Origin of the sequence: Luteolibacter rhizosphaerae, assembly GCF_025950095.1 — a bacterium.
Lineage (GTDB): Bacteria > Verrucomicrobiota > Verrucomicrobiia > Verrucomicrobiales > Akkermansiaceae > Haloferula > Haloferula rhizosphaerae.
This window is the reverse complement of the sequence record NZ_JAPDDR010000001.1, coordinates 512,375-531,799: the sequence shown is the minus strand read 5'-3', so window position 1 is coordinate 531,799 and position 19,425 is coordinate 512,375. Positions and strand designations below refer to the sequence as shown.

Here is a 19,425-nt window from a genome sequence, read left to right as displayed (position 1 = left end):
GGCTAGGGATTCACGACTCCGGTCTCGAAAGGGCTGAAGTCCACCTGCTCGAGCTTCACCCCGTAGAGCCGCGCGATTTCCGGCGCATCGGAGCTATGGTAGACCTCGCGATAATAGATCTCGCGCACGCCGTTCGCGCACAGCGTCTGCATGCAGGCCGTGCAGGGCATCGTGGTCGTCGCCACCAGCTTCGCCTCCCCGCGGCGGAACAGGCTGCACAGGTTCACCTCCGCATGCAGCATGAACTTCTGCCGCGCCTCCCGGTCGTCCCAGAATCCCGGCGGCGCATTGAAGCCCGGGGCCAGGCCATTGTAGGCCGTGCCGATCACGCGGTTGTCCGCATCCAGCGCCGCAGCCCCCACCTTCCGGTAAGGATCCTCGGAGCGCATGCTCGCGACATGCGCCAGCGCCATCGCATATTCAGGAATCGAAAGCCGGGACACGGCGGAGACTGAACCGAGCGCAGGGAGCCCAGTCAAGGCAGGGTCCGCTCTCCCTCAGCCAAGGCAGGAACCGCTCTCCGAGCGGTCAGGCGGGGGGCGTTCCCCTCCCACCAAAACGTTCCCTACCCTCGTCCCCGTCCCGAGACACACTCGGCCAAGGCAGGGACCGCTCTCCGAGCGGTCAGGCGGGGGGCGTCTACCCACCACCGGAACATCCACGAATCTCACTCCGTTCCCCATCACGGATTCTTTCGATCCCAACCGACTCGATCAGGAAACCAAACGTGCGCCCACTGATCGTAGCATTCCACCAACCTGCTCCGTACAGGATTCTCACGGATATACTGCCACTTGTCCGCATGATCGGCTTCGCTCCGGACCCGATGATCGAAGTAGTCGCGCTGCCATTCGATTCCAAAAGTCCGGGCGGTGTATCGCTTCCAATCCCGGATCACTGCATTCATGCCGTTCCCGGGCTCCCAAGAAAAGGTGACCAGCATGTGCAAATGATCCGGCATCAGGATCACAATCTCAGGCCACCAACGGCGGAGTTCACGATAATGGGAGACACAGGCAAACAGCTTCCCGGGTAGCTCGTCTATCGTGAGCTGAGGCACCCCTCTTCTCTGGCAGTTGATGGTGAGAAAGAACGTCGCTTCGCCGTCCACCCACTCCGGAGGAACATGACCCCGGCTGCGGGCAGAGCGATCGGGGCGGAACTCGGGGAGCATCCGGCACAGGATAAGCAGCAAGCCGATCAAACTGGCAAGCCGAGCCGTCCACGGGAATGCCCACGCCCCCCACCTGACCGCTCGGAGAGCGGTCCCTGCCTCATGAGGTCCGTCAGCCTCACCCCAACGGGCTCGGGTAATCCCCCTTCTCCACCAGCTTCGCGATCGAGGCGACCACATGCGGCTTGTCTTCCGGGTAGGTCACACCGAACCAGGACGAGGTCGTATCGAGCACGCGGCAATCCGCCTTCTCATGGCGGATCAGGTCATCCACCACGGTCGGGATGTAGCACTCGGACTTCTGCTCCCCGCCCTTCTCCGTCAGGAAGGAGGTAAAGTGTTCCTCGATCTGGTCGAAGAAGCTGCGGGTGAAGCCCCAGAAATTCATCGAAACCGGGCAGATATCCGCGATCTCCCGGCGGCTGCCATCCAGCGCGATACCACGCACGATGCCATCCTCATCGCGGGCGATATCCACCACTTCCTCCACATCGGTCAGCAGGCCGCCTGCATCCGTCTGGCAGATGCCTCGGTTTACGGAGCCGTGCTCGGAGAGCGTGTTCTTCAGCGGATAGCCCACCATCGAGTAGTGATCCTTTCCTGCTTCCTCCGCACTGCCGCCGAACCAGCGGGCGATCGATTGGTAGGCATCCGCGCCGTAGAAGTCATCCGCATTGATGACCGCGAAGGGGCCGTCCACCACGTGGCGGGCGGCGCGCACCGCATGGGCGGTGCCCCAAGGCTTCGTGCGGCCTTCCGGCACGGAGAAACCTTCCGGCAGGTCCTCGAGCTTCTGGAAGGCATAGTCCACCTCGATCTTGCCGGCGAAACGCGCACCCACACTGCTGCGGAAGGCATCGGCGAAATCCTCGCGGATGATGAAGACCACCTTGCCGAACCCGGCTCGAATCGCGTCGTAAACCGAGTAGTCCAGCACGGTCTCGCCGTTCGGACCCATCGGGTCCATTTGCTTGAGGCCGCCGTAGCGGGAGCCCATGCCTGCGGCGAGAACGAGAAGAGTCGGTTTCATCGGTGTCTTGGTCGGAATGCGGCGGGGTTATGACCGCCGCCGGAGCGTCCGGCAATGCGGAATGGCGCATGCAAAGCAGCGAAAAGGCGAAAGCAGAAGCACCTCCGCCCGGCTTTCGACGACCCTCCCCGGCCCCAGTGTCGGACCCGCTCCAATCCCCGGACGCTCTTCTACTCGACTCTGCCCCCCCCGGGTGTAGGGGAGCGGCTGCAAGAAACGCTTCCGATCATGAAAAAGTCGCTCTTCAGTTTCCTCCTCGCTGGCTCCTTCCTGATCAACCCGCTTCACGCGGAGTATCGCAAGTGGGTCAACACCGAAGGCGTCACCATCGACGCCGAGCTGGTGAAAGTCGACGGTGACAAGGTCACGCTCCGCCTTCGCAACGGCAAGACCAGCACCTTCGCCCAGTCGAAGCTCTCGGCCGCTGACCAGGAGTTCCTCAAAACTCAGGCGAGCAAACCGGAAGCCACGGATACGACCGCGGAAACCGGGGACAAGCCGGTCGTCGATGCCAATCGCAAGGCGAAGTGGCTGAACAAAATGGAGAAGGCCCAGGAGCAGTCCAAGGAGACCGGCCTGCCGATCCTGGTCCTCTTCACCGGCACCAGCTGGTGCCCTTACTGCGTGAAGCTGGAGGATGAAGTCTTCGGCGAATCGGCCTTCAAATCCTTTGCCGACCAGAACCTCGTCCTTCTCATGCTCGACTTCGGCCCCGGCGGCACTCCGAACAACCGGAAGGACGAGAAGCTGAAGAAGGACTACGGTGTCACCGGCTTCCCCACCTACTTTCTGACCGACGCCACCGGCAAGCAACTGGCGAAGGGCGGCTATCACGCCGGAATCAATCCCGAGGAGTTCGCCAAGTGGGCGAAGAACGCCACGCCGAAGAAGTGAGGGTGCGGGGACGCTCACCGCGCCCCCGATAGCAGATCCACCGGCTCAGAACTGGTATTATCGTAGACCTCCGCTTGCGAGAAATCCCGGCTAACTACGATCCACCAAGCTTCAGCTCCTTCCCCGTCGCGTACGAGGAGTTCTCCGTCGGAAGTGAGGATCACTCGCGGCCTGATCTCCATCACCGGGTGCTTATCCGGTGAAGTCTCGAAAGTTGCCACACGGCCGTCCTTCACGAACGATAGCCGGGTAAGACACCATTCGATCCGGAGCGGCAAACTTTCAAGCCCTGCTCGATACTGCATCTCCACCGTCGTGCCATCGGGAGCAGCAAGCCGGACCTCTTTACGCGACTTGGGGAATACCGAGGCGACCAAGCATCCAAGAAGCGCCAGGCAGCAGATTGTTATTCGAAATCGAGCCATTGGGCGAGCGCAGCTTCCCATCAAGGGATGAGGTCGCCATGAGCCCATGATGAATTTCGAATGAACCGTCAGTTCTCGTCCCAGCGAATCTCCCGTCGGATTCCAACCACGTGGAAATGATCATCCGACTCCTGGATAAATCCCCGGGCATTCACCTTCATGCCCTCCTTCTCCAGTAGCTTCCGCTGACGTTCGGCCAATTCCGGCTCCATGCTGCGGCTGATCCGTCCCTCCGCCGCCACCACACGATGCCATGGCAGTCGCGCGGATTCCTCCGCGCTCAGCCCTGACAAGGTCTTGGCCACATGGCGCGGGTTGCAGTTCATATGCAGCGCGATCGAGCCATACGTCGTGAAGCGGCCTTCGGGGATCAAGGCCACCAAGCGGATCACTTCCTCCCGGATACGTGCGAAGACGTTCGACTTGGCCATGGTTCATTCCCACTCCAGCAGCCCGGAGCGCAACTGGCAACCCGCAGCCTTCAAGGCAACCCCGAAGCGCTCCAACTCCCGAAGGGATCGGACACCCGCCAAAAATACTGACCGAATCAAGGACCAGACGGCAGGAGGATTGAATCCCATTCGCGTCAATTGGCGTCCATTCGCGGTTCTCAAAACGAAGTGCGCTTGCCCCTGTTCAAGGCCCCGTTTTCACCCGCATGAAGGCCTTTCCTCCCGTAGCCGGAACCGGTGCCCGCCAGATCTCCAGCGCACTGCCGTCGTAGAACTCCTGGTGACTCGTCATCACCGCGGTGTTGTCCCAGATGCTGCAATCGGCGGAGTATTGGACCTGATAGCTCAGATCCTCCGCGTTCAAGCGACGCCGGAAGCTGATGGTGACATAGGGTCTTTGGACACCCTCCACCACGAAGTTCTGGAATGCCCCCTGCATCGGCGGCGTGAACACATGCGGATCCGTCAGCAGGGCATACTCCAGCCCGTTCGAGAGTCCGTCGCCGTCCTCGTCTTCACCCGGCTCTCCCGCAACATTCTCGATCCCCGCCCAGATCTCATAGGTGAAGGAATCGATCACGCCCGGAGACCCGCCGGGGCGGACGCTCGCGCTCCAATTGCTCACCACTCCGGGAGCCGGTCGCGAGGCGGGATTGACCAGCACCAGACTGTGACCGTCCGAGTCCGCCAGCGTCGGCCACGGCGCCCCATCATCGTAAGTAAAATCGATCAAAGGCACCTGATTCGGCGACAGCAGCAGGATGCGCTCACCCGAGTTACTCAGGTTCCCCGTGTAGGTCCCGACCACCGGCCGCCCCGCCCCATAGCGGAATGCAAAAGCCGCGGGATTCGACACCAGCAGGATCGAAGCCCCCGGAGCAACATCGGTATTGTTCGGGAAGGTGTAGGTAATGCCCTTGTCGAAATAGCATCCATCCAGCTCCAAGGACTCCGCTTCCACATTCCGCAGTTCCAGATACTCGAACATCTCCTGGTCCCCGAAACCTGCCGCGATCTCCGCCGCGCTCGGATCATGCGGCTTGTAAAGCAGCTCGCTGATCACGATCGGACGGTCATCCGGATTCGGTCCCGCGATGAACTGATGCGGCGATGACCAGTTGCTCCAGCGACCGCTGACATCCTGATGCCGCACCCGCACCCGATAGGCATGCCCCGTCGAACAGATACCGCCGGAGAAAGTGAAGTTCTGCACGAAAGTCGGCAGCGGCCCGGAATCATACGCCGCCGTCCACTCCAGCTTGAACTTCTCCTGCGGATCATGAGCCGGCGCCGAGGCATCCGTCACCTCCGCGATCCGCCACTGGATCGCATTGAACTGCCCCGGATTCTGCGGGTCGCTGAAAGCACTGGATCGGAAAGTCAGCCCGGTGATCGGATACCCCGTGGGGCCTTGGTAAGTGATGGTCGGCGTGACCGGCTTCGTCGCCCCCTCGCTGTTGGACACGCCGAGCTGCAAGGTATCCAGGAAGGCCGCGCGTCCTCCCGCCCCCACCGGCTGGTCCGGCCACGAACCACCCACGAACGCGAAGTTCTTCATATCCTGCACCAGCGCCGCCAGGGAAGTCGCCCCCGCCCCGCCTAGCCCGTTGTAGTTCCCCGCATCCGCAGGCGCGTTTTTCCAGCGCAGCGAATCCGCCGCGATGAATGGCGAGATCTGCGCCGCCAGCTCGTCTAACAAGGGATTGATCTGGTCTGGCCGCCAGAGCAGGTCTCGCACCTCGCGCACCGCGTTGAAATAGGGCGCATATAGCCCCGGATTTGCCGGGCTGTCGAAGATCGCCGAATACACCTTGTCCTTCCCCTCGTTCCACGTCGGCCCCCAAGTGGCGTCCACATCGTTCGGCAGCACCCACAGCTTGCCCAGATTGTCCGTCTGGTCGGTGAAGTCCGGCTCGAAGTAGTACGCCCCGTTGTTGTCGCCCGTCGGCCAGTAGTCGTAATGACGCACCGCCTGGCATAGCGCGTGATACGTCGACCACTTGCCCACGTTCACGTAGCGGTTGATGAACGCATCGTTCTTATCCGTCGTGAGGTTCGTGAAAATGTTGTAGTGATCCGCCCCGTTCGCGACCGCATCCGGCGCCTGATAACGCTGCTGCGAAAGACCGTCCGTCGCGTCTCGCGTCAGCTTGTAGAGGTTGCCTTTCTCCATCCCGTGCGAGTCCAGGAAGCGGGCGTCATAGTCCTCGTGGATGAAGATCAGTCCCCAGAAATCACCATGGAAGGCATCGGTCTGCTCCGCCGCGGTGGTGATCGTCCGGAAGTGTCCCCAGTTGCTCCGCGGCGCGGGGATGCCGATCTTCTGCCACAGGTGGAAATTGATCTTCTCGTTCAGCGAGTAGGTCAGTGTGCCACGGTTCTCCCAGCCGTTCTCCGTGGTCAGGCTGTTCCACTTGGTCGGGTAGGGCCTGCCGTCCTCATCCTTGTTTTGGAAGTCGTAGCCCTCGTTGAAGAAGAAGCGGAAGGCCCGCTTGCCACTGTAGTAATAGCGCCCGTTACCACCATGCAGACGGAACTTGATGTGGTCGTACACCACCCCGTCGAAGACCAGCGTCGCATCCCAGTTCTCGAAGGTCCACGCTGGCGAGTTACCCGCCAATTGATCGGACGAATTGTAGGCCACGCATTGGTCGTAGTCAGCCTTCCGCGTCAGGAAGTGGTAGGTAGGCAGCGAGTTCAGCGTGGCGGAAGAAATCCCCTGATAGGCTGGCACCCCGTTGTAGACGAAGCATGCGAAGTTCCGCGACTCGTCGTCCGCAAAGGGCGCCCGCACCGACTTGCCTGTTAGATCCGTCGCCGTCACCCGGTAGCGCACCAGCGTGCGATGCGCCTGCGCCGGGATCTGCGCGCTATAGAGACCATCGCCCGCCACCGCATCGCCGCCTGTACCATTGTCGTTCATGGCGACCGTCGTCCAGTTCGCCGGATTCTCGAATGCCGGGTTCTCCGGTCGAGGCTGGCTCGTATCGATCTGCCCGCCATTGATCGGCAGCGGCAACCGCGCCGGGATGTGGTTGCCCGGCTGCACGATCTGATAGGAAAGCTGCACTGCACCCAGCCCGTCCGCATCGGAGGGCCGAGCCGTCACCGTGATCGGCGTGCTGGAACTCGGCTGCTGCGGCGAGTGCCCCACCTGCTCGATGTTCGGCGCCGCATTCAGCGTGAACTGGAAGTTCTGCGCGCCCGGCGAGGCGATCTCGCCCGTCTGCCCGAATGCTGGCACCACCGAGGAGCGCCACGAGCTCCCCTTCGCCGGATCCAGCGCGGGATGCACCAGTTCCGCCGAGGCCCCCTCGCCATTTGCCGCACAAGGCCATGGGAAGCCCGAGCTGTAGCTCACCTCCGCGATGATATCCCCGGCGGGATTCCGCAGGCGGATCGCCTCCCCTTCCGAACTCAGGTTATTCTCATACGGCCCCAGCGCCGTCGCGCCCCACAGCGCTTGGATCGTCGCCGGATCTTCGGCCACCACCAGATAGCCGCCCGCAGGGATCACCGTGCCCGCCGGGAACACATAGTCCACGCCACCCGTGATCTCCCAGCCACCGATGTTCGCCGGACTGGTACTATAGTTATAGAACTCCACGAAATCGCTGTGGATCGCGTTGTTCCCGCCATTGTAGTGGATCTCGTTGATCCGGATCGGACCGTTCGCCGGCAGCACCGGCGAGATTCCTTCCGCCGCGGTGGATGCCGCACTTGCCCCCACCGGATTCACCGCCACCACCTTGTAGAAATTCGATCCCCCCAGCGGTGCAGGATCCGTGAACTGCGCTCCGCTCAAGTTGCTCGCGATCTCCGTGTAGCTTCCGTTGATCGCATTCGAACGCAGCACCCGGTAGCTCCGCGCTCCAATCGCCTCCTGCCAGCTCACCCGTGTGCCGTTCGCGATCACCGCCTCCGGCACCAGCGGCACTGTTCCATTCGCCATCCCGTATTTCCCGCGCAGCGCATCCTCATACAGGAGCTGCGTCGCCCCGCTCACATACTCTCCCAGCACGATCACCTCCGCGATGTCTCCCACCAGGAAATTGTAGGGACCCGGCTGCGCCCCGATGCAGAGCTGCGAAGGAATCGAGAGCGACTGCGTGTTACCGAAGCCCGTCGCCCACTCCACCCGGTCGGCGTAGAGGTTGAACTCCCCGCTCGTCCGCTCCCGGGTGAAGGTCATCACGTGCGGCTGCCCGTCGTTATAGGCCACGCCCACTGGCGTCCGGATATGGATGTCCGGGTTTCCGACCCCGGCCAAAATCCTCCCGTTCGCCCGCATGCTGGTACCGTAGTCGTTCACCACGCCCGGAGCCTCACCGCTCACGATCCCCGCCCCGCTGTAGAATTCACTCGCACTCCCGATCCCGCCGCCGTTGCTGCGGAAGAGCACCAGGATCGTGAAGTCATCCTGTACCGGCCGGGGAAAGACCAAGGACTGCGTGCCGGTGAACTTCACTACGGGCATTCCGTTCAGCGCATTCAGATCCAAGGTCGGAGCCGTCCCTGCCTGCGCCACGTTGCCGTTCCGGCTGGAGTCCGACCACAGATTCACCGCCGAGCCCTCCGTGCCGGAAATGGAATCCGCCCGGAACCACGCCTTCGGGCTCGCGGCAGAGGCTAGACCTGCCGTCAGGGCAAGCAGAGGCAGTCTCCGCAGCGCGGAGCGGATGGGTGTCATGTAGGGGCTTGGGTTGGAGACTCGATCCGCAGGCAAGCAGGCTTGGGGGACTCGCCTTACGAATTTGACGGGTCAAACATGTCACAAAAACGTCACCTCGTCCCTCTCAAAAAACGACATCCCGGCGGAATCGCATGGAAAATGCTCCGCGCTTTCTCCGACCATCCGTACCGGAAAGCGGTTGCCCCTTTTCCCGGCACTTGCTTAGCCTCTTGCCGTGCCGGAAACCGAGGAAGCCGTCAGGACCGCCGCTGGATTGGATCGCGACTACGTCCGCGACGTGTTCAGGGCGATGCTCCGAGCGCGACTCCTTGAAAATAAACTATCTAGCCTCTACAAGGCCGGGAAAATTGTCGGCGGCGTCTACCTCGGCAAGGGCCAGGAAGCCGTCAGCGCCTCCCTCGGCACCTCCCTCATCAAGGGCCGTGACATTTTCGCCGCCTTGATCCGCGACCAAGCCGGCCGCACCGCCTTCGGCGAGCCCCTCATCGACTGCACCCGCACCTACCTCGGCTCCGTCCTCGGTCCCATGAAGGGCCGGGATGGGAATATCCACCGCGGTCGCCCCCTCGATGGCATGCCCGCCATGATCAGCCACCTCGGCGCGGCCGTCTCCGTCGTCGGCGGCATGCTGATTGCCCGCCGTATCCGAGGCGAGCTCGCCGGAGTCGTCGGAGCCACCTGCGTGGGCGATGGCGCCACCTCCACCGGTGCCTTCCACGAGGGCCTGAACATGGCCGCTGTCGAGAAGCTGCCCATGGTCGTGATCGTGGGGAACAACCAGTTCGCCTACTCCACCCCCACGGATCGCCAATTCGCCTGCGAGGACTTGCTGGACCGGGCCAAGGGCTACGGCGTCGGCGGGCATTCGGTGGATGGCACCGATGTGCTGGCCTGTGCGAAAGTCATCGGCGATGCCGTCCAGCTCGCCCGCGAGGGAGCCGGCCCGCAGATGGTCGTCGCCCGCCTGCTCCGCCTCAGCGGTCACGGCGAGCATGACGATGGCAGCTACGTGCCGCCGGTGCTGAAGTCCGGCCATCTCGGTCGCGATTGCATCGAGACCGGCAGCAACCAGCTCGTGGAGAGCGGTTACGCCACGGCGGAAGAAATCGAGCGCTGGAGGTCCGACTTCACGGATGAAGTCCAGGCCGCCGTCGCCCAAGCCCAACAGGAACCGCTGCCCGACCCGTGGCACGAAGAATGGCACGCCTGCGCCACGCAAACGGGAAGACTTTGACGATGAGCGTGACTTACGTGGATGCGATCCGGGATGCGCAGGAGAAACTGCTGCGCGAGGACCCGCGCGTCTTTCTCTACGGCCAGGATATCTCGCAGTTCGGCGGTGCTTTCAAAGCGACCAAGGGCCTCGCCGAGGCCTTCCCCGGCCGGGTCCTGGATTCCCCCATCAGTGAGGATGCGATGATCGGCATGGCCGTCGGTGCCGCCATCGAAGGCATGCGCCCGATCGTGGAAATGCAGTTCGCGGACTTCTCCTCGATCGCCTTCAACCAGATCGTAAACCAAGCCGCCACGCACTACTACCGCACCGGCGTGCCCGTGCCGCTCACCGTGCGCCTGCCCTCCGGCGGCACTCCCGGCTCCGGCCCTTTCCATAGCCAGAGCATGGAGGCGCTCTACGCCCACTATCCCGGCTTGGTGGTGGTTACTCCCGCCACCGTCTCGGATGCGTACCACATGCTGCTGGACTCCGTGGCGCTGGATGATCCGGTCATCTACTGCGAGCACAAGTTCCTCTATCGCTGGCTGAAGGCCCCGCGCATCAATGGCGATGGCCTGCCCATCGGCAAGGCCCGCATCACCCGCCCGGGCAAGCATGCCACTGTCGTCGCCTACAGCGCCATGGTTCATGAGGCCGTGCGCGCTGCGGACCGCCTGAAGGAAGAAGGCGGCTGGGAGATCGAGGTGGTCGACCTACGCTCGGTCAAGCCGCTCGATATGGATACCGTGCTCGCCAGCGTCGCCCGCACCGGGCGTCTGCTTGCCCTCGGCGAGGCCTTCCCTTGGGGCGGCGTTACCGCGGAGGTCGTCTCCCGCGTCTGCACGGACGGCTTCCACCTCTTGGACGCCCCGCCACGCCGCCTGAATTCCCGCGACACGCCGGTGCCCTATCACCCGAAACTCTGGGCCGCCCACCGCCCCACCCCGGAGTCCATCTGCCTCGAACTCCGCAAGCTCCTCACTTTCTAACAAGCCATTCGACATTCGGGCTTCGTCATTCGTCATTTGCCTTTATGCCTACCGTCCCCATCCTGATGCCCCAGCTCGGCGAGTCCATCGCCGAGGCGACCGTTGTCCGCATCGGCATCGCCCTCGGCGATACGGTCCAGACCGATGAGGAGGTGATCGAGGTGGAAACCAGCAAGGCGACCATGGGCGTTACCACGCTCTGCCGCGGCACCGTGAAGGAGATCATGGCCAAGGAGGGCGAGACCTACTCCGTCGGCACCCTGTTAGGCCTCCTCGATGTCAGCGAGGAGGAGATCGCCCGCACCGGCGTGGACACGCTGGAAGCATCGGCCGACCGCCGCACCGCCGCCGCCGCATCTCCTCAGGAGCAGGAGAAGAATCTCCACTTCGCGCTGGATGACGATAGCTATGAGGAAGCACCCCTCGTGGTCCCCAGCGTGAAGGGCCTGCCCGTGCCCACCGGCACCATGGGCGCCCACTACATCTCGCCCCGCATGCGCGCCCGCATGGATGACATGGGCCTGCGCGAGGCGGACATCTCCGCTATCGTCGGCACCGGCTCCGGCGGCCGCGTGACCGTGGAGGATCTCGAGAAGTTCCTCGACTACATCGATACCTGGCCGAGCAGCAATGCCTCGCCCATGCGCATGGCCGTGGCCGATGCCATGCGCCGCAGTTGGACCCGCCCGCTTGCTACGGTGGGTCTACCGGTCCGCCTTGATCGAGTGCTGGAGCACCGCCGCAATCAAGATCCGAAGCCTGGCCTTACGCTCTACGTGCTGCGAGCCTTCGCCCTCGCCTTGGTGGAGGACCCGGCCAGCTCCGGCTTCCTGATCGGCCACAAGGTCGTCCACCCGCGCGCTTTCGATATCGGCGTGGCGGTCCAGGTGGAGGATGGCGTGGTCGTTCCCGTCCTGCGTAAGGTCGACCAGAAGACCCTGCCACAGCTCACCAACGAGTATGCCGAGATGGTCGAGCGCGGTCGCCGCCGCCGCCTCTCGGAAGACGATCTCCGCGGAGGCATCGCCACCGTCACGAACTTCGGTACCTTCGGCCTTACCTCCGGCACGCCGATCCCGTTGCCGAATGAAACGCTTATCCTCGGCCTCGGCGCCGGCGTGAAGAAGCCGGTCTGGAGCGAACAGGTCGAAGCCTTCCTCCCCGTGACGGAAGCCGAACTCGTCGTCACTTTCGACCACCGAGTCGTCGATGGCGGCGGTGCCGGCCTCCTCCTCGGCCGGGTCGCGAAATTGCTGCAAGAGCCCGAGAAGCTCTGAGCGGAAACAGGATTGCCTCGGACTCCTGCCTATTGCCTGCTCTCTCCATGGAAGGAATGGGCTCTCAAGAGATCGTTATCATCATTCTCATCCTGCTCTTCCTCTGGTGGCTGTTTTGAGAGAATGGTCGTTCGCCGCACTCAGCACTCAAATCCCGCACAATCATAAAAAATGATTGATCAGCATGATGCCAAGGAGCCCTCGAAAGAATCCTCGGATCGCAAGCAAAGCTCGCTTGCGATCATAAAGGCCGAGGGGGTTCCCTCGATCACCCATCTACCGATGATCTACGATTCCACGGAAGCGAAGATCCGCGGCAAAGATGAAATCGCCCACCGCGCTATCGCCGTCGCGCTGACCGCGGTGAAAGGCGAAGGGATCGATCAAGAAACGATCGACTCGCTCGTAACAAGATTTGGCGCGGAAAAGTTCTTCAGCCCCGTCGAGGCGGCTTTCATCAAGGACCCGGAACCTAGCCAACACGACAAGATCCAGTTTAGCTGGCGCTACGAATGTCTCTGGGTCCTGTTCTGGTCACTTGGCTACATCGGTGAGCTTGACCGGCCCGAGAAGCACTGCGATGTCGCCCGTGCCGTCACCATTCTTCGCGACCGAAGCACCGAGGAATTCATCCGCGATGCCAAGCTTCGCCCGATCGGTGAGATCCTCGACCAAGCCGACCTGATATACCGCTACCACTGGGCCGTCACCGATGCCCGGATCAAAAATCTATCTACACCGGCTGGCTTGGACGGCGGCGTAGTCATGGAGCGACACTACGTCCTCAATTGGCTTACTGGCTATATGGACCAAGACTGGGACGAAGTGAGCACCGATACCTGAGCGGCACGCCCCTCACTCCTCCTTCACTTTTGTAGCTTCCACTTCCGCCCGGAAGTCCAAGCTCTCGACCCACTTCTTCGATTCCTCGGGGTAATACTCGGCCCAGCTCGCCGCGACATTCTTGGCAGCCCAGACCCGGACCTCACCTGCAGGGAGCGACTCTACCCAGCGCGAGGCTGCGACCGGGTCGCTCGATCCCCACATCGCTGCGAGAGCGCATGCCCGATCCCGGACCGAGCTACTTTCCTTTGCTTGCAGCGACGGATTCCTTAGCAGGTGATCGAGGGCGATTGCGCGTAGCGGCGAATGCCGGTTATCCCAAAGATGCCCCGCCAACTTTCCCGCCAACAAGTCCTTTTCCGATTGCGGTAAACTCTCGAATACCTTCACCGCCCGCCGGATCTCGCCGCTGCCCCACGCCGCCATGGAATCCGAGATCGAGGATTTGCTCTCTATCGTAGCGAACTTCCCGATATCCTCCGGACCTTGGATCGTCACCTCTTCCTTGCGCTCGAATTTTGAATCGAAGCTTGCTTGCGCCTTGGCCTTCTCTTCCGGGTCTGCCAGTCCTGCGATCAGTTCCGCAGCCCTTCCCTTGTCGACCAAGGCGAGGCTCGAAAGGGCGGCACTGATCGCAGCACTGCGCTCATCCGGCCCCCAGGACTCATCGGCGAGAAAGTCCTCCAACCGTTGTGGATCCTCATAACACACACGCACCAGAGCCGTCCTCCGCACCGTCTTTGCTTGCGCATCCGAAAGCCCCATCGCGCCGAGATCTGCCTTCAACCATCGCTGCGGATCGTGTTCGGCCGCAGACGGACTATTCCCTGCAAGCAAGGCGGCCATCCACCCTTCGGGAAGCTTGTCCTGATGATCCAGCATCTTCCCGACCATCTCCTTGGATCCTGCGAGTGCGGACAAGAACTGCTGCTTCCCGTCCGGTTCCGCCGCCAGGATCTCCAAGCCAGCCACAAAGTCGCTTCGCAAGGTTTCTCTCGCCAAGGATTGCTTGGCGTACCGCGCCAGATTCCCGGGCAAGCCGGCCATCCTTGCTTTGAGCAAATCGGGGGCTGCTTTCGCGATGCTGTCGATGATCGAATCCGTGCCCCAACTGGTCCCGGATCGTGGTGGGTCATACTGCGCGATCGCTTTCAAGGCGATCTCCGGATTCGACTTCGAAGCTGCCGCGGCCACCGAGCCCATCAGGATCGAACGGTCAGGACCGTCCCTCAGAGCTTCTCCAAAGGCATAAGCTGCCGTCGGGTCCATTCTCCCCCAATCCAAAGCCAGGTCGCTTGCGTTCGCCCGGTCCTTCTTCAGATAGTGATCCATCATTCCCGCACCATCCTCACCGAGCCAGCGCTGCCGGGTGATGTGATAAAACTGGAGCGATTCCAACGATTCACGCCGCTCGATCCAACCCGCCTCATACCATTCCCCGAGTTCGGAAACCGGGATCGTGTTGGCCAACTCGATCACCGCCCGCAAGCGGTCTTCCGGCGTTTTGGCAGCCCTTAGGAGGCCCAAATTCGCTTCGATCTCCGGCGGCATCGCCCGCGCCCGCAAGGGCTTCTCGCGCTCCCCGGACTTCCCTTCGGCGATCACCGGAGCGCTTCGGGAAACCTGTCTCACGGCACCACCCGCCATGAGCCAACCCCCGAGTGCGGCGGGCAGTACTGTTAGAAGTAATGCCCCACCGCTTCTCATGGTTTCTTTTCCTCCAGCACCTTGTTCATGCCTCCGCGCAATTCGTCCGAAATTTCGGATTCATCCAGCCACCGCGAAGCCGCTTCGAGATCCCTGCGCACCCAATCCCTGAAAACATCCCTCGCTTGTCCGGGATCCGACTGCATCGCCCATCGCAGGGAGTCCCCATAGTGCTGCTGCATGCGAAGCTGGTCCGCAGCCAACCACAGGCCGGACGACCTAATCTCGTCGTTCTGACCCATGCACCACTCGGCAAAGGCGTCTCCGTCTTCTTCGGCCCACATCCGCCCTGCGGCGGCAAAGGCATCGCGGTCGTTCGAGAAGGTGAAATCCGAAGCGGTGACGAGCCCCTTGGCAGCGGCCATCGTTGCCTCCGGATCCCGCTTGACCAGATCTCCCAGGAACTTCTCCACGTCCTCGATGCCCCGCTCCGTCGACTCGAATCGATCGGGAGTGAAAGCACCCGCCCACCGCGAGGTGGCATCCGGACACACGGCGAAGAGCTGTTTCATCACCTCCAGTGCCACCTGCGGCTGATCCTGCACCAGCGTCCGTCCCACGATTGAAAGTTGCTCGGCGGCCAAGCGCGGCACGGTCGCCTGCCGCGCCATCTGCAGCGCCGCATCCGGGTCCGATTTCACCAGCGTGTCAAAGAGCTTCTTCTCGATTTCCCGCTTCATCGCCCCGTTCGGAAGCGTGGCTGCCAGTTCCTTCATGCGCTTGGGATGCTCCTCCGCGAGACTCTGGAGAAAGGCCTCGGTCAATGGCTTCTTCTGCCAATGTTGCTGCATCCAGGCCAGTGCTGCTTCCGGGTCTTTTCTCGTCCACTGTTCTAGGGCCGAGGTGAAATGCGTCTGCCCCATCTCCAGGAGGAAATCCATCGCCTTACCCGGATCCTCCAGCGCCATCTCATTCGCGATTCCCTCAAGGTCGAGCATGTGGGCATCCCTCGGGCTGTCCCGGGCCATCTTCGCCCCTAGTTTGGGATGATAGCGAGTCAGCATGCTGAGCGCATACTCGCGGATTCTCCGTTCCCGCTTGGCCGTCGCCGCAAGTGCCGCGTCGGGATCGTGCATCATCCATCCGTTGATCGCCGCCTCTTCCACCCCGCTCCTCCGGGCAGCCTCCATGGCCGATCCCGGATTTAGCTTGGTCCAGTGGTGGAAGATCAGGATCTCCGTCGTCCAATCCCGCGGCTCCCGGCCCCGATAGCTTTCCCAGAACTTCGCGATCTCGTCCTCGCTCGCATCCATCAACCACAGCCCGAGTCGCCCCGCCAAGGTGTGATCCCGGATCTCTAGCAATTGCTCCGCCGTGTCCGTGGACCGCGCATAGGAATGAGCCACACCCAGGTTCACGGCACGGATCCCGGCGATGTCGCCTCCTTCCTGAACAACCGCCGCAGTATCATGTTCAGGGAAGGGAGGTCCTTGGAGCAGAAATCGGTGCACGCCGTATCCGGCCGCGAAGCTAATCGCGCCAATCACCACCACGAGATGAAGCCGGGAGCTTTTCACTTAACTCCAGCTCTATCCCTTCCGCTCGCTCAAGCAAGCGGCGCGCGTGCCCTCATCGAAATTTCACATCTCACTCCCCGGCGGAGCTCTCCAGCATCTCCCTCGCCTCGTCGATCAGGAGCCTCGCGATCACCCAGTCGTACCAAACCGGTGCCACCGGCTTGCCTTCCACGAAGTCCCCGCCCTTGCACCGCTCGATCATCTCGCCAGCCTCCGCGATGTCCTTCCGGGCCTTTTCGAAGTCCCCCTTTTCAACCGCCACCATCGCCGTGACCGCCCGGATCGATGCCGCGCAGGATGTTTTGATCCGGAGGTCCTTCATACCCGTCGCACAGGCTTCCTCCGCCGCCTTCGGATCCCCCGCTCTCAGGTGGTAAAGCCCGAGCGACAAGCCGGACCAAGAGGGAAACGGCGTCGCCTCCACCGGCCCCAGCACCTTTACCGACAAGGTCAGGCGGCTGATCGTCGCGGGATCGCCGTCGTTCAGCAGGCAGGCTTTGAGGAGGTGCTCCGCATGCAAGGGCACTCGCGGCGGCGAGTAGCGCTCCAGCACTTCTTTGCGAAAAGCGTCGTACTCCTTCTCGTTCTCCATCATCATCGCCGCGGCCGTCGCCATCAGGTCGGTCCCGTTCAAGATCCGCTCCGGCTTGTCGAGCCGGTTGGCTTGGATCAGCAGGCGGAAGCACTGGATCGCCTGGTCCCAGCGTTCGTGACCCGCGTTCCAGTCCCCCAGCGAGCGGAAGACCGTCGCTCCTTCCAAGGTCGGCTCGATCGATGAAAGCGGATACCGCTGACGCAGTGCATCCGCCTCGTCGATCAAGCCTTGATCCAGCAGGAGAGCCACCCGCGAAACATTCGCCCGGGCATCGGATTGCTCGCGCAAGCGGCTCTCCTCGTCCTTGGCGACCTTGGCAACATCTAGCGCGTCGCGCTCCCGCCGGTAGAGCGTCGCGGTGGTCACGAACCCGCCTAACAGCAACGTCGCCAGGATCACTCCCGCGGCAAAGGCCAGCCGGTTGCGGCGGATGAACTTCGCCATCAGGTAAAAGCGGGAGCGCGGCCGCGCCGTGATCGGCTGGAACTCCAGGAAACGCATCACGTCCATCGCCAGACTGTTTGCCGTCTGGTAGCGCCGCACCCGGTTCTTCTCCGTGGCCTTCAGCACGATCCAATCGAGATCCCCCCGCACCTGACCTATCAGATGAGCCGGATCGGTGCTCCGCATTTCGGCGAGGTTCTGCTGCTTCGAGAGAGGCAGCAGCCGCAGCATCTCGGAGGGCCGGACCACCTCGTTTTCCAACAAGGTCTGTCGGATCTTCGAAACCCCGAGGGTCGACAGTTCCTGCCCGTCCACCGGCGTGCTCGACGTCAGCAACTCGTAAAGCAGCACACCAAGGCTGTAGATATCGCTGCGCGTATCCACGTCCATGCCGGCCATCTCCACCTGCTCCGGACTCATGTAGGCCGGTGTGCCGAAGAACTGGTCGTGTGCGGTGATCACGGTACGATCCGAGCGCCGCGTCTCGGTGGTCTTGGCGATCCCGAAGTCGATCACCTTCGGCATGCTCCCTTGATCCTGCCCGACCACGAGGATGTTCGAAGGCTTCAGGTCGCGATGGATGATCCCCTTCTGGTGCGCATGCTGCACCGCGTGGCACACTTGGGTGAAGAGTTCGAGCCGCTGCCGGGCACCGAACTTGTTGCGGTCGCAATATCTCGTGATCGGTTCTCCCCGGACCAGCTCCATCACGAAGTAGGGGCGCCCGGAGGGCGTGGTGCCCGCATCGAACACCTTCGCGATGTTCGGGTGATCCATCAGCGCCAGCGCCTGCCGCTCGATCTCGAAGCGGGCGATGGCTTCCTTGTTCTCCATCCCCACCCGCACGATCTTGATCGCCACGCGGCGGCGGATCGGTTCCTCCTGCTCCGCCTCGTACACCACGCCGCCGCCGCCCTCGCCAATCCGCGAGAGCAGGCGGTAGTGACCAAGGCGCCCGTTCGCGACCCCTAACAGGTCATCCAGCGCCAGTTGCGGGGCCTGCGCTTCCTGTCCCGGCGGCAGCAAGCCCATGGTCAGGGTCATCCGCTCCTCCTTTGCTTCCAGGAAGAAGCCCGCCGCATCGCCGGAGGCCGAGATCAGCTTTCTCATCTCGATCTTCGCCTTCTCGTCCTTTCCATAGACCCGGTCCAGGAAGTCCTCGCGCGTCGCCGCGTCATCGAGCGAAAGCGCGACCTCCAGGATCGCGCCCTCGATCTCCCTTGCCGAATCCGTGTGCGTCGTCATGGGCTTCCTTCCGATTGGTCCTCGCGGATCATCTGGTAGAGCTTCGCCTTCGCGAACATCCACTGCCGCTCCACCGAGCGCACGCTGCGCCCTGTGATGTTGCTGATCTCCTCGCTACTAAGTCCCCCGTAGAACTTCAGCAGCACCACCTTCGCGGAATAGGGGTCGATCTTCTCCAGCCGCGTCAGGCACTCGTGGATCATCAGGATGTGGGCATCGCTTTCCCCCGCAGACTCGCCGATGGCCATCTCCTCCGGCTGCGTCCGCTTTTGCCGGGATTGCGCCCGCGCCCGGTCGACCAGAATCCGTCGCATTGCCTGCGCCGCCGCATTGAAGAAGTGTGCCTGGTTTTCCCATGGCTTCACCTCCGCGGAAGCGAGGCGGATCCACGCCTCGTGCACCAGCGCGGTCGGCTGTAACGTCTTGCTCCCACCCTCATGCTTCAATCGGAAGGCGGCAAGACGTCGCAGTTCCTCGTAAACGATTGGAAGCAGTTCATCGGACGATCCGGGAAAGCCGTCCCGTTCCGAGTCCGAGTGGGTGGTTCCTTCCATGCTGCCATCTAGGCGCTATCGCCACCCCATTCGGGGAGCAAGCCGAATCCGCTCGGAAGCCTTCACCGCCCCCATCGCATTCTTTCCCGAAAATCTTGGCGGGATTCTCCCGCGATTGTCGCAATCCCTGCTAACTTTCCATGAGGTGTGCCGTACGGAACACACCAGCCGGTCTCCAGCATTTTTGGGTTTCCGCTGGAGACAGGGACAATGCGCGGACAGCTCAAAATGTCTGCGCATTGTCCCGGCTTTCTCGGCCGGCAGATTTTCCCTGAAAAATTTGGCGGGATTCGGATGCGGATATCGCAGTCCCGTTCGGATGCCCCCTGTCCGCGCGCCCACGCGGAACCATGTGGCATTCGGATAAAAC

15 protein-coding genes are annotated in these 19,425 nt (G+C 62.5%); 5 read left to right on the top strand and 10 right to left on the bottom strand.

Going from position 1 to position 19,425, the window contains the following annotated elements:
* Nucleotides 1–2: 2 nt before the first annotated feature.
* The 3 genes from OJ996_RS02135 to OJ996_RS02125 form a co-directional block, all read right to left on the bottom strand.
* Nucleotides 3–443, bottom strand: coding sequence for a deoxycytidylate deaminase (locus OJ996_RS02135; protein ID WP_264510665.1), 441 nt, complete (start codon nucleotides 441–443; stop codon nucleotides 3–5).
* A gap of 239 nt (nucleotides 444–682) precedes the next feature.
* Nucleotides 683–1,174 (bottom strand): hypothetical protein, encoded by a 492-nt coding sequence (locus tag OJ996_RS02130; RefSeq protein ID WP_264510664.1) that lies wholly within the window; start codon nucleotides 1,172–1,174, stop codon nucleotides 683–685.
* Between the two features lie 118 nt (nucleotides 1,175–1,292).
* Nucleotides 1,293–2,204, bottom strand: a complete 912-nt coding sequence (locus tag OJ996_RS02125) for a nucleotidyltransferase family protein (protein WP_264510663.1) — start codon at nucleotides 2,202–2,204, stop codon at nucleotides 1,293–1,295.
* A 228-nt stretch (nucleotides 2,205–2,432) separates the two neighbouring features.
* On the opposite strand from OJ996_RS02125, the gene OJ996_RS02120 reads away from it, so the two are divergent.
* Nucleotides 2,433–3,098, top strand: a complete 666-nt coding sequence (locus OJ996_RS02120; RefSeq protein WP_264510662.1) for a thioredoxin family protein — start codon at nucleotides 2,433–2,435, stop codon at nucleotides 3,096–3,098.
* A gap of 14 nt (nucleotides 3,099–3,112) precedes the next feature.
* On the opposite strand, the gene OJ996_RS02115 is transcribed toward OJ996_RS02120, so the two are convergent.
* The 3 genes from OJ996_RS02115 to OJ996_RS02105 form a co-directional block, all read right to left on the bottom strand.
* Nucleotides 3,113–3,523, bottom strand: a complete 411-nt coding sequence (locus tag OJ996_RS02115) for a hypothetical protein (protein ID WP_264510661.1) — start codon at nucleotides 3,521–3,523, stop codon at nucleotides 3,113–3,115.
* Between the two features lie 68 nt (nucleotides 3,524–3,591).
* The gene (locus tag OJ996_RS02110; protein ID WP_264510660.1) at nucleotides 3,592–3,954 is read right to left on the bottom strand and encodes an MGMT family protein; all 363 of its coding nucleotides are present in this window, start codon (nucleotides 3,952–3,954) and stop codon (nucleotides 3,592–3,594) included.
* 205 nt (nucleotides 3,955–4,159) lie between these two features.
* The gene (locus OJ996_RS02105; RefSeq protein WP_264510659.1) at nucleotides 4,160–8,665 is read right to left on the bottom strand and encodes a lamin tail domain-containing protein; all 4,506 of its coding nucleotides are present in this window, start codon (nucleotides 8,663–8,665) and stop codon (nucleotides 4,160–4,162) included.
* 217 nt (nucleotides 8,666–8,882) lie between these two features.
* Between OJ996_RS02105 and OJ996_RS02100 the strand changes: the two genes are divergently transcribed.
* The 4 genes from OJ996_RS02100 (at nucleotide 8,883) to OJ996_RS02085 (ending at nucleotide 12,993) form a co-directional block, all read left to right on the top strand.
* Nucleotides 8,883–9,902, top strand: coding sequence for a thiamine pyrophosphate-dependent dehydrogenase E1 component subunit alpha (locus tag OJ996_RS02100; RefSeq protein WP_264510658.1), 1,020 nt, complete (start codon nucleotides 8,883–8,885; stop codon nucleotides 9,900–9,902).
* Nucleotides 9,866–10,873 (top strand): alpha-ketoacid dehydrogenase subunit beta, encoded by a 1,008-nt coding sequence (locus OJ996_RS02095; protein ID WP_264510657.1) that lies wholly within the window; start codon nucleotides 9,866–9,868, stop codon nucleotides 10,871–10,873. Before OJ996_RS02100 ends, OJ996_RS02095 begins: the two co-directional genes overlap by 37 nt.
* Nucleotides 10,874–10,917: 44 nt before the next feature.
* Complete coding sequence (locus tag OJ996_RS02090; RefSeq protein WP_264510656.1) at nucleotides 10,918–12,150, top strand: 2-oxo acid dehydrogenase subunit E2; 1,233 nt, start codon at nucleotides 10,918–10,920, stop codon at nucleotides 12,148–12,150.
* 171 nt (nucleotides 12,151–12,321) lie between these two features.
* Nucleotides 12,322–12,993, top strand: a complete 672-nt coding sequence (locus tag OJ996_RS02085) for a DUF4272 domain-containing protein (RefSeq protein WP_264510655.1) — start codon at nucleotides 12,322–12,324, stop codon at nucleotides 12,991–12,993.
* Nucleotides 12,994–13,005: 12 nt separating this feature from the next.
* On the opposite strand, the gene OJ996_RS02080 is transcribed toward OJ996_RS02085, so the two are convergent.
* The 4 genes from OJ996_RS02080 to OJ996_RS02065 all read right to left on the bottom strand — a co-directional run bounded on the left by OJ996_RS02080 (nucleotide 13,006) and on the right by OJ996_RS02065 (nucleotide 19,055).
* A complete protein-coding gene (locus OJ996_RS02080) occupies nucleotides 13,006–14,700 on the bottom strand; it encodes a hypothetical protein (RefSeq protein ID WP_264510654.1) in 1,695 nt (564 codons plus the stop codon).
* On the bottom strand, nucleotides 14,697–16,151 hold the full coding sequence (locus tag OJ996_RS02075; protein WP_264510653.1) for a hypothetical protein: 1,455 nt from the start codon (nucleotides 16,149–16,151) through the stop codon (nucleotides 14,697–14,699). The genes OJ996_RS02080 and OJ996_RS02075 overlap by 4 nt, the downstream gene beginning before the upstream one ends.
* A gap of 136 nt (nucleotides 16,152–16,287) precedes the next feature.
* Entirely contained in the window at nucleotides 16,288–18,501 is a 2,214-nt protein-coding gene (locus OJ996_RS02070) for a serine/threonine protein kinase (protein ID WP_264510652.1), read from the bottom strand.
* Nucleotides 18,498–19,055 (bottom strand): ECF-type sigma factor, encoded by a 558-nt coding sequence (locus OJ996_RS02065; protein WP_264510651.1) that lies wholly within the window; start codon nucleotides 19,053–19,055, stop codon nucleotides 18,498–18,500. The genes OJ996_RS02070 and OJ996_RS02065 overlap by 4 nt, the downstream gene beginning before the upstream one ends.
* Nucleotides 19,056–19,425: the final 370 nt, after the last annotated feature.

Bases quoted from the DNA above. Each gene is read 5' to 3' on its own strand.
- OJ996_RS02120 (WP_264510662.1), top strand. From the start codon at position 2,433: ATGAAAAAGTCGCTCTTCAGTTTCCTCCTCGCTGGCTCCTTCCTGATC.
- OJ996_RS02070 (WP_264510652.1), bottom strand. From the start codon at position 18,501: ATGACGACGCACACGGATTCGGCAAGGGAGATCGAGGGCGCGATCCTG.
- OJ996_RS02095 (WP_264510657.1), top strand. From the start codon at position 9,866: ATGGCACGCCTGCGCCACGCAAACGGGAAGACTTTGACGATGAGCGTG.
- OJ996_RS02130 (WP_264510664.1), bottom strand. From the start codon at position 1,174: ATGCTCCCCGAGTTCCGCCCCGATCGCTCTGCCCGCAGCCGGGGTCAT.
- OJ996_RS02085 (WP_264510655.1), top strand. From the start codon at position 12,322: ATGATTGATCAGCATGATGCCAAGGAGCCCTCGAAAGAATCCTCGGAT.
- OJ996_RS02115 (WP_264510661.1), bottom strand. From the start codon at position 3,523: ATGGCTCGATTTCGAATAACAATCTGCTGCCTGGCGCTTCTTGGATGC.
- OJ996_RS02110 (WP_264510660.1), bottom strand. From the start codon at position 3,954: ATGGCCAAGTCGAACGTCTTCGCACGTATCCGGGAGGAAGTGATCCGC.
- OJ996_RS02065 (WP_264510651.1), bottom strand. From the start codon at position 19,055: ATGGAAGGAACCACCCACTCGGACTCGGAACGGGACGGCTTTCCCGGA.
- OJ996_RS02090 (WP_264510656.1), top strand. From the start codon at position 10,918: ATGCCTACCGTCCCCATCCTGATGCCCCAGCTCGGCGAGTCCATCGCC.
- OJ996_RS02080 (WP_264510654.1), bottom strand. From the start codon at position 14,700: ATGAGAAGCGGTGGGGCATTACTTCTAACAGTACTGCCCGCCGCACTC.
- OJ996_RS02125 (WP_264510663.1), bottom strand. From the start codon at position 2,204: ATGAAACCGACTCTTCTCGTTCTCGCCGCAGGCATGGGCTCCCGCTAC.
- OJ996_RS02105 (WP_264510659.1), bottom strand. From the start codon at position 8,665: ATGACACCCATCCGCTCCGCGCTGCGGAGACTGCCTCTGCTTGCCCTG.